Source organism: uncultured Paracoccus sp. (assembly GCF_945915435.1).
Lineage (GTDB): Bacteria > Pseudomonadota > Alphaproteobacteria > Rhodobacterales > Rhodobacteraceae > Paracoccus.
The window spans coordinates 1-8,676 of the sequence record NZ_CAMEFG010000075.1 but is presented as its reverse complement, the minus strand read 5'-3'; the positions used below and the strand labels follow the sequence as shown (position 1 = coordinate 8,676).

7 protein-coding genes, 1 tRNA gene and 1 pseudogene are annotated in these 8,676 nt (G+C 66.1%); 5 read left to right on the top strand and 4 right to left on the bottom strand.

Annotated elements, in window-relative coordinates; all coding sequences use genetic code 11:
• Together Q0O97_RS17015 and Q0O97_RS17010 are read left to right on the top strand one after the other, a co-directional pair.
• A partial coding sequence (locus Q0O97_RS17015) for a DNA gyrase C-terminal beta-propeller domain-containing protein (protein ID WP_294932214.1) occupies nucleotides 1–741 on the top strand: 741 nt, incomplete at its 5' end.
• A gap of 20 nt (nucleotides 742–761) precedes the next feature.
• Entirely contained in the window at nucleotides 762–1,844 is a 1,083-nt protein-coding gene (locus Q0O97_RS17010) for an AI-2E family transporter (protein WP_294932209.1), read from the top strand.
• Here Q0O97_RS17010 and Q0O97_RS17005 read toward each other — a convergent pair.
• The 4 genes from Q0O97_RS17005 to Q0O97_RS16990 all read right to left on the bottom strand — a co-directional run bounded on the left by Q0O97_RS17005 (nucleotide 1,841) and on the right by Q0O97_RS16990 (nucleotide 7,272).
• Complete coding sequence (locus tag Q0O97_RS17005; protein WP_294932206.1) at nucleotides 1,841–4,273, bottom strand: DUF3772 domain-containing protein; 2,433 nt, start codon at nucleotides 4,271–4,273, stop codon at nucleotides 1,841–1,843. The two genes, Q0O97_RS17010 and Q0O97_RS17005, sit on opposite strands and share 4 nt — an antisense overlap.
• Nucleotides 4,273–5,304, bottom strand: a complete 1,032-nt coding sequence (locus Q0O97_RS17000; protein WP_294932203.1) for a cysteine synthase A — start codon at nucleotides 5,302–5,304, stop codon at nucleotides 4,273–4,275. Before Q0O97_RS17000 ends, Q0O97_RS17005 begins: the two co-directional genes overlap by 1 nt.
• A 76-nt stretch (nucleotides 5,305–5,380) precedes the next feature.
• Nucleotides 5,381–6,442: an NUDIX domain-containing protein gene (locus Q0O97_RS16995; protein WP_294932200.1), complete on the bottom strand. Its 1,062-nt coding sequence runs from the start codon at nucleotides 6,440–6,442 to the stop codon at nucleotides 5,381–5,383.
• Nucleotides 6,439–7,272: a DUF2059 domain-containing protein gene (locus Q0O97_RS16990; RefSeq protein WP_294932197.1), complete on the bottom strand. Its 834-nt coding sequence runs from the start codon at nucleotides 7,270–7,272 to the stop codon at nucleotides 6,439–6,441. Before Q0O97_RS16990 ends, Q0O97_RS16995 begins: the two co-directional genes overlap by 4 nt.
• A gap of 101 nt (nucleotides 7,273–7,373) precedes the next feature.
• Here Q0O97_RS16990 and Q0O97_RS16985 point away from each other — a divergent pair.
• The 3 genes and pseudogenes from Q0O97_RS16985 to Q0O97_RS16980 all read left to right on the top strand — a co-directional run bounded on the left by Q0O97_RS16985 (nucleotide 7,374) and on the right by Q0O97_RS16980 (nucleotide 8,456).
• Nucleotides 7,374–7,463 (top strand) — tRNA-Ser (locus tag Q0O97_RS16985).
• A 561-nt stretch (nucleotides 7,464–8,024) separates the two neighbouring features.
• Nucleotides 8,025–8,096, top strand: a pseudogene (locus Q0O97_RS17510) (HNH endonuclease); the annotation flags it as partial.
• Nucleotides 8,097–8,114: 18 nt separating this feature from the next.
• Nucleotides 8,115–8,456, top strand: coding sequence for a WYL domain-containing protein (locus tag Q0O97_RS16980; RefSeq protein ID WP_366125268.1), 342 nt, complete (start codon nucleotides 8,115–8,117; stop codon nucleotides 8,454–8,456).
• Nucleotides 8,457–8,676 lie beyond the last annotated feature (220 nt).

Below are 8,676 nucleotides of genomic sequence, written 5' to 3'. Positions count from 1 at the left end.
GTGCGCCGCAATGCGCTGTCGGATTTCACCAATGTCATGCGCAACGGCAAGATCGCCATGCGCCTGCCCGAAGGGGTCGAACTGATCGGCGTGCGCATGGCCACGACCGAGGACGACGTGATGCTGGTTACCGCGATGGGCCGCGCCATCCGCTTCCAGACGACCGATGTGCGCGTCTTCAAGGGCCGCGATTCGACCGGGGTGCGCGGCATCCGGCTGGCGCCGGGCGACCGCGTGGTGTCCATGTCCGTCATCCGCCATTTCGAGGCCGACCCTGCCGAGCGCGCCGCCTATCTGAAGATGCGCCGCGCGGTCGAGGGCGCGCTGGACGACGGCGCCGAAGCGGATGAAGAGGACGGCGTCGAGGCCGGCAGCATCACGCAGGAACGCTATGCCGAGATGTCGGCGGCCGAGGACCTCATCCTGACCATCACCGCGCGTGGTCAGGGCAAGATCAGCTCCAGCCACGACTACCCCGTGCGCGGGCGCGGCGGCCAGGGCGTCACCGCGATGGACCGGGCGATGCGCGGCGGCGCGCTGGTCGCCAGCTTCCCGGTGGAACGCGACGACCAGATCATGCTGGCGACCTCGACCGGGCAGTCGATCCGGGTGCCGGTGGACGGCATCAGCTTCCGTTCCCGCAGCGCCGGAGGGGTGCGCGTCCTGAACACCGCCCCGCGCGAGGAAGTCGTTTCCGTTGCCCGCATCGCCGAAAACGGCGAGGATGAGGGCGAACTGTAACAGGCAAGACAAGCGAGGCGATGGTGCGACTGAACGAATCCGTGCTGCGCGAAAGGCTACAGACCGGGTTCCTGGGCATCATCGCCCTTGCCATGCTGCTGTTCCTGCTGGTTCAGGCGCGCTTCCTGATGATCTCGCTGGCCTTCGCGATCATCATCTTTTCGCTGACCTCGGACGCGATCCATGCCTTTTCGCGGCTGAAGGTGCCCAACTGGCTGGCGACCACGCTGGCGCTGGCCTTCATCACGGTCGGGCTGCTCTGGGCCGCGACGGCCATCGTCGCGCAGGTGAACGAGATCGTCTCGACCGCCGTCAGCTATGCCGAGCGGGTCGAGGACCTGCTGCCCCTGCTGCTGGACTGGCTGGGACCGAATGCGCAGGTGGCGGTCGAGACCTCGCTTCAGAACGTCAATATCACCGGCTGGATCCGCTCGGTCGCGGCGCAGGCGTCGAACCTTCTCTCGGCGGTCGTGCTGATCCTGCTGTTCGTGGGCTTCATGTTCACCGAACGTGCCTGGTTCCCGCTCAAGATCGAGCGGCTGACGCAGGACCCCGAACAGGCCGACAAGGTGCGGGCCATCATCGCCTCGATCATGCGGCGGGTGAACCGTTACCTGGTGGTCAAGGCCGTCGTCAGCGGGGTGACGGCCATGCTGATCTGGTCGGTCTTTCACCTTGCGGGGCTGGAACTGGCGGCGGCGATCGCGATGCTGACCTTCATCCTGAACTTCATCCCCAATGTCGGTTCGATCATCGCGACGATGCTGGCGATCCTGCTGGCGCTGGTCCAGACCGGATCGGTGGGCGAAACGGCCGCCATCGGCGCGGCCTGCACCGCCATCCAGTTCCTGATCGGCAATATCCTGGACCCGATGCTGCTGGGCCAGACGCTGCGCATGTCGGCCTTCGGCATCATCCTGTCGCTGGCCTTCTGGGGCGCGGTCTGGGGCCTGCCGGGGATGTTCCTGGCGGTGCCGATGATGGTGGCGCTGATGATCGTCTGCACCCATATCCCCTGGCTGCGACCCGTCGCCATCATCCTGTCGCGCGAAGGCCTGGCCGACGACGGGTTGGGCGAGCCGGTCCCCGCAGCCGACGCCTAGGCGCGCGGCGCGGGTTCGTCGGGCGCGGCCTTGACGATCTCCGGCAGCGCCGCATCGCCTGCTGCCTCGTCATCCCCGGCCAGCGGCGTGGGATCACCGGAATTGCGCAGGATGATCTCGCTATGGACGGGGGCGATTCGGATGCCCTCTTGCGCAAAGCGCGTCACGATCTGGTGGTTGATGTCCGAGGTGACGCCGACCATGCCGTTGATGTCGGACAGGATGGCGCGGATCTCGAATTCATAGCCGTCCTGCGCGATGCGCCGAAACGGCGCCTGGGGCGGTGGATTGATCACGACGGTCGGCTGGTCCTCGGCGATTTCCAGCAGGATCTGCGACACCAGGCGCGTGTCGCTGTCCGGCATCACCTTGACCGGCACGATGATCCGTCCGGACAGGTTGTGGCGGGTCCAGTTCGTCACCGTCTGCTGGACGAAGTCCGAATTGGGAACGACCAGCTCGGTCCGGTCGAAGGTCTGCACATGGGTCGAGCGGACCGAGATGCGCGTGACGATGCCGTGCTGGCCCCCGACCTCGATCCAGTCGCCTTCCGCAATGGGCCGCTCGATCAGCAGGATGATGCCGGAAACGAAGTTCGAGACGATGTTCTGAAGTCCGAAACCGATCCCGACCGACAGCGCACCGGCGATGAAGGCGAAGGAGGACAGGTCCAGCCCGGCATTCGTGACCGCCAGCAGGACGGCCAGAATGATCCCCATATAGCCCACGCCCGCGACGATGGCCTTTTGCCCGCCCGCGTCGATGCGCGTGCGCGGCAGGATGGAACTGCGCAAGCCCCCCTGCACGAAGCGCGTCACCGAATAACCGATGAAGAACACCACCACGAAGGCCAGGATGCCGGCGGGCGACAGGGTCATGCCGGCGATGCTGACGCCCTGGCGCAGTTGCAGCCAGTATTCGCCAAGCTCGTTCGGGCGGGCGCCCCAGATCAGCAGGAACAGCGGCAGCGACATCAGCGTCAGCAACAGCCCGATCAGCATGGGCATCAACGCATCGCGCGCCGCCGCATCGCCGCCCTTGGCCATCGCATAGAGATCGGCGATGAATTCCTGCAACAGCGCCAGCAGCCCGATCAGCGCCAGCGTCAGGATCCAGGGCCAGATCAGCGCATTGACCAGCGCCGTATAGCCCAGCACCGCCAGCACCAGCGCGGCCACCGCGACCAGCCGCGAAAACATCCCAAGCCCCGCCGCAAGGCGCAGCCGATAGGGCGTATTTTCCGAATTGTCGTATTCGGGCAGCTTGCGCAGGATATGGCCCAGCCGGTAAAGCAGCAGCGCCGCCAGCGCGATCAGCGGCAGGTGCCAGACGGCTGCCGATCCGTCCGAGATGTTCATCGGCACCCGCAGGTCGTCGGCAGGCGGGGCGCCGAAACCCGACAGCGGCAGGATCGCCTGCGCCAGCACATGGTGAAGGGCCGTGACCGCGGCCAGCCCGCTCAGCGCAAGCCGCGCCTTGCGGAACTTGTGGGGCGGCATGGGCAGGGGCATCACGCCCTCGTCGTCGGCCTGCGGGAAAAGGCGGTTGGCCAGCCAAAGCCCGCCGTAGAATATCAGCGCCGCCCCCGGCAGCGCCAGCAGGATCGGCCTGCCCCATTCCCCGGCAAGCCCCGTGGTCAGCACCGCGCCCACGGCCAGCAGGACGCCAAGCAAGGGCACCGCGATCTGGCCAAGCGACACGGCAAAGACCACGACCGCCCGCACCCTTTCCCCGGTGCGGGCCGACAGGCGCGAAGGCACCGAATCGATCCACCGCCGCCCGACCGTCAGCAGGAACAGCGCGACAAGCGCCAGCCCGGTGACGGTATATCCCCAGTCCCTTGCCCCGCTCCAGCCGCCTTGGGCCTGCCACCGCTGCCCGAGTTCGCCGCGCAGATCGCCCGCCAGCGCAAAGCCGTCCTGAAAGGCCACGGCCCAGTTGGCCGGGTTCAGCGGCGTGGGTGCCGGGCGCAGCAGCGCATTGGTCTGGCGTTCGCGCTGCGTGCGGTCGATCTGCTGGATGATGCTGTCGGCACGCCCGAAAGCCTCGACCGCGTTCAGCCCCGGCGCCTGCAATTCGGAAAGCTGCCGGTTCAGGTCGGCGCGGCGGGCGGCCAGATCCTCGGATTCGGTTTCGCCCTCGGCGGGGGCCGGGCCAAGCGCCGCGATCTGGTCGCGCATCGTCGCGATGCGGGTCGCGTTCGTGCCCTGCGCCTGCGCAAAGGATTCGCGCCAGCGCACCAGCTCGGCCCGGATATCGTCCAGCCGGGCCTCGTTGGCCTGCCCCGATTGCAGGATCTGTTCAGCCTGCGCCGCAAGCCGTTCCCAGGCGGCATAGTTCGGCTGCCCGGCCTCTTGCGCCTGCACGGCGGATGAAAACGAGATCCAGGCCGCAAGGACCAGGATCAGAAGCGAGCGCAGAAAGGTCATCAGTCCTCGAATACCGTGGGCAGGTCTGCGGGCTTGCGGGCAAGCCACTCGGGCACCGGCAGGTTCCTGGCCCGCAGGAATTCGGGGTTGAACAGCTTGCTCTGGTAACGGGTTCCCGAATCGCACAGCATCGTGACGATGGTATGTCCCGGCCCCATGTCGCGCGCCATGCGGATCGCGCCCGCGACGTTGATCCCGGACGAGCCGCCAAGGCACAGCCCCTCATGTTCCAGCAGGTCGAAGACGATGGGCAGGGCCTCGGCATCGGGGATGCGATAGCTGAGATCGGGGGTGAAACCTTCAAGGTTGCGCGTGATGCGTCCCTGCCCGATCCCCTCGGTGATCGAACTGCCGGGGCTGTCGAACTCGCCCGTCGTGTAGAAGCTGTGCAGCGCCGCGCCCTCGGGATCGGCCAGCGCGACCTTCACGCCCTTGGGTTGCAACGTATCCGCCACGCCCGCCAGCGTCCCGCCCGAGCCGACCGCGCAGGTGAAGCCGTCCACCTTGCCGCCGGTCTGCTCCCATATCTCGGGGCCGGTGGTTTCGACATGGGCCTGGCGGTTGGCCACATTGTCGAACTGGTCGGCCCAGATGGCGCCATTGGGTTCGGTTTGCGCCAGCCGGGCGGCCAGACGGCCGGAATAGCGGACGTAATTGTTGGGGTTCTTGTAGGGAACGGCGGGCACCTCGACCAGTTCGGCACCGGCCAGCCGCAGCATGTCCTTCTTTTCCTGGCTTTGCGTTTCGGGAATGACGATCACCGAGCGAAAGCCCATCGAGGCCCCGACCAGCGCGATCCCGATACCGGTGTTGCCCGCCGTCCCCTCGACGATGGTGCCGCCCGGCCGCAAGGCACCCCGGCGCACGGCGTCCCGGATGATATACAGCGCCGCGCGGTCCTTGACCGACTGGCCGGGGTTCATGAACTCGGCCTTGCCAAGGATCGTGCAGCCCGTCACCTCGGAGGCCCGTTGCAGCTTGATCAGCGGTGTATGTCCGATGGCAGAGGCAAGATCGGGGCAGATACGCATGTCGCGGCCTTTCCAATATGGCTTTTGCTACAGTTATAGGCCCGACTGGCGCGGCTACAAGGGCGCAAGGGCGCCGCTATCCCCCCTGCATGGCCGCGCGCAGGCGCCCGGCATGGCGGTCCAGCCACAGCGCCAGCATCAGCAGCGGACCGTTGCGGACCTCGCCCCGGTCGATCATCGCCATCAGCCCGGTCCGGTCCACGACATGCGAGCGGATATCCTCATGCTCGGCCTCCAGCCCCGAGACCCCGGCCACCCCGTCGGGCAGATCGGCGATACCTATGAAAAGATACAGCATCTCGGCCACCGCGCCGGGGCTGGGATAGTGATGCGGCCCCTCGAAGACGCGGCCCAGCCGGATGCGGGCCTCCTCCCATGCCTCGCGCCGCGCGGCCTGTTCGGGCGTCTCGCCCGCGTCGATGCGCCCGGCGACGGTTTCGCATAGCCACGGCTCGCGGTCGCCGCGCGCGGCGGGGGCGGCGCGGAACTGGTCGACCAGCAGGACGCGGTCGCGCAGCGGGTCCCAGGGCAGCAGCACCGTCGCATCGCCCGACACGAAGACCGCCCGCCCGATCCGCTCGGACCAGCCGCCCGCGTTCAGGCGATGGCGCAGGCGCAGTTCCTCGACCGAGAAATAATCCGCATAGGGCTGGTTCCACGCCAGCAGTTCCCATTCGCTGCCATGCGGGCCAAGCGGCGGATGGCTTTCGCCCGCCGCGCGCAGCCTTGAGGCCACCCATAGCGCAAGCTGGGGCAGCCGGGCGGCGACCCGGTCAGCAGGCGTGGCAGCCAGGTCCCGGATGACATGATCCGCGATCGCCGCCGCCAGCACGGGCTGCGGTTGCCCGGCGGGCGGCGCATCGTTGCCCGCCAGCCCGGCGATCCCCAACACCTCGCCCTGCGGCGTAGGTTGCGGGGTCAGCCCGAAAACCTGGGTATAGCGTGCCAGCGCGGGCGTCCATTCGCAGGCCAGCGCCGGCACCGCCCCCCGTCCCGGCACCAGCATCGGCCAGCCGTCGCGCCCAAGGCCCGCCCGCCCACCCCCTGACAGCCGCCCCGACAGTGTCGCGGGGCTGCCCGACAGCCCAAGCACCCGGATCATCGCCGGGTCGGCCAGAGTGCCGCAAATCGTGATCACAATCTCTCTCCTGCGAATCGCGCGCCGCTGACCATGCCCGTTTCAAACGCGACGCGCTGAAAGACCACCTGGAAAGCGTCGTGGAGGCTGGCCGAAAGCGCCATTGCCCCCGGTGTCTGCGCGAATGCGATCAGCTCTTCAAGGTCATCGTCGTCCAGCGGCGCATAGGCCAGCAGCAACATGCCCCGCATCCAGTGGCAGGTATCGAGGCGCATGGTTTCCTCTTGCCGCCATGCCTCGTCCGTCAGTCCGGGCAGCATGTCCGCCCGCCCGGTCGCCGCCGCAAACCCGCGCGAGGCTTCGAGGTAGCCGTTCAGCCCGCCGACCACGTTCATCTCGACGATATCGGTCACCTCCATCAGGTGGTCGATCCGGTCCAGCCGGGGAAGGCGCTGCACCTCGGCCCGGTGCAGCGCATCATCCGCCGCCCGCGCTAGGTCGGCGTCCAGCAACGCGCGCCGCGCCGACAGTTCCAGCGCGATCAGGCGCCTGCCCGCGGGGGATTCGTAAAAGGGCAGCGCGGATTCGATCAGTTGCGGATCGCGCCGGGCCAATGCGCGGGCCAGTTCGGCCTCGACCATCCCCATCAGGCGATCGGGGGCGTAGATCCGGGCGATGCTGTCCAGCCAGGCGCCTTGCCGGCCATCGGCGGGATCGCCCCCGCCCGGCGGCACGGCGTCGGCCACCGCCTCCTCGGCCATCACCTGCAACAGTTCGGGCAGGCGCAGCACCTCGCCGATCCGGCCGGCCTGGGTGTCGGATGGCGACGCCGCCGCACCCAGGGCAAGCGACAGCACCGACAGGGCGGTCAAGAACAAGGGTCTGAACATATCCGTTCCTCATGAACCAACGAGCCGAGAAGTTTTTCTCGCGAACCCTCTTGCGCTTCAAGCCCCGCGCAAGTAAATCCCCCGCTTACCACCCCAAGCGCGGAGAGGTGCCGGAGTGGTCGAACGGGGCGGTCTCGAAAACCGTTGAGCCTTCACGGGTTCCGTGGGTTCGAATCCCACCCTCTCCGCCATTTCATATTGATTTCATTAGGAAAATACCCCCTGCGGTGGGGTCAGCCCCACAGCTAGCCCCACAATCGCAGCGGCCTTCACTGGGCGCTGTCCGCTGCCGGTCGCCTGCTTTCTTCGCAAGAGGGGGTGGGAAGTGGCTGGGCTGCGCGACAAAACAATGCGCCGGTTCGCTGGAATGACGCCCGCCCGTTCACCTTTTTCTTTCGTTCGGAGCACCCCCGCCCCTGCTTTTTGAGGGGGAAGGAAGGAAAGGGGGGTGATGGACCAAGGGGGGCACCCCGGCGGGGCCTGTTATACAACAGAGGTCCGGCAGACAGCCAAGAAGCCCCAAGTAAAAAAATTGAATTATGAATTCACAACAAAAAACGAAGAATATATATACAAAAAAGAAACTTACGACCGATTGCAAAAGTTTTTGCCGGAGATAATAGAGTTCTGGCCCGGCTACCCCCCAGAACCGTATTGGAGCCGTTTGCGTGCAGGTGCCCACAGCAGAGCACGCGGAAAATGTCAGGGATGTCAGATGGTGTTGCGCTTAGAGTCAGGGGCACGCGCATCACAAGAAACCACTTAGCATGGGGGGAACCAATTCACTCAAAAACCTGTCATGGCTTTGTTGCGGATGCCACCAAAAGCGGCACAACCACACCCTGTGCGGAGGCAGGCAGGAATACAATAACGGCACCATCATTTCTGCGCGCAAGAAGGCGCTCAAGGCCCCCATTCAGAATATTGATTATGCAATTTCGGCAGATAAGGATTTGATCCTCAGCTACACGGACGAAGCGCGAAACATAACAGAACGGTATGTAACACCTTTGCGGCGTTATAATGAAAGCCCGCCAGGAAGCCGGAAGTGGCTTGAAGCTTACTGCCACTTGCGCAATGAAGGGCGAACTTTCAGGATGGATCGCATAAATTCCTGCAAGCCGGTAAAGAGAAAAAAGGAGCAAAGTCTGGTCACCCCTCGCAAGCGGCCAGCCCCGCGTTGACGTTGTGGAACTGATTCGCCTGTCGGAGGTGCTGGGCTATGCGCCCGACGACATGGTGAGGGCCGTTGCCGCCGTTCAGGACAGCTAAGCGTGATCAGGTGCCGGGGCTTGCAGCTCGCGCCGCGACCTGCCGGGCTTGGCGGCTCTTGGCGCTTTCGCCCCATTCCTGTTCCATCGCCCGAAGCTGGGCGACAGGTGACAGGGCGATGAACTGGCGCAG

Coding starts and splice junctions, on each gene's coding strand:
- Q0O97_RS17010 (WP_294932209.1), top strand. CDS start 762: ATGGTGCGACTGAACGAATCCGTGCTGCGCGAAAGGCTACAGACCGGG.
- Q0O97_RS17005 (WP_294932206.1), bottom strand. CDS start 4,273: ATGACCTTTCTGCGCTCGCTTCTGATCCTGGTCCTTGCGGCCTGGATC.
- Q0O97_RS17000 (WP_294932203.1), bottom strand. CDS start 5,304: ATGCGTATCTGCCCCGATCTTGCCTCTGCCATCGGACATACACCGCTG.
- Q0O97_RS16990 (WP_294932197.1), bottom strand. CDS start 7,272: ATGTTCAGACCCTTGTTCTTGACCGCCCTGTCGGTGCTGTCGCTTGCC.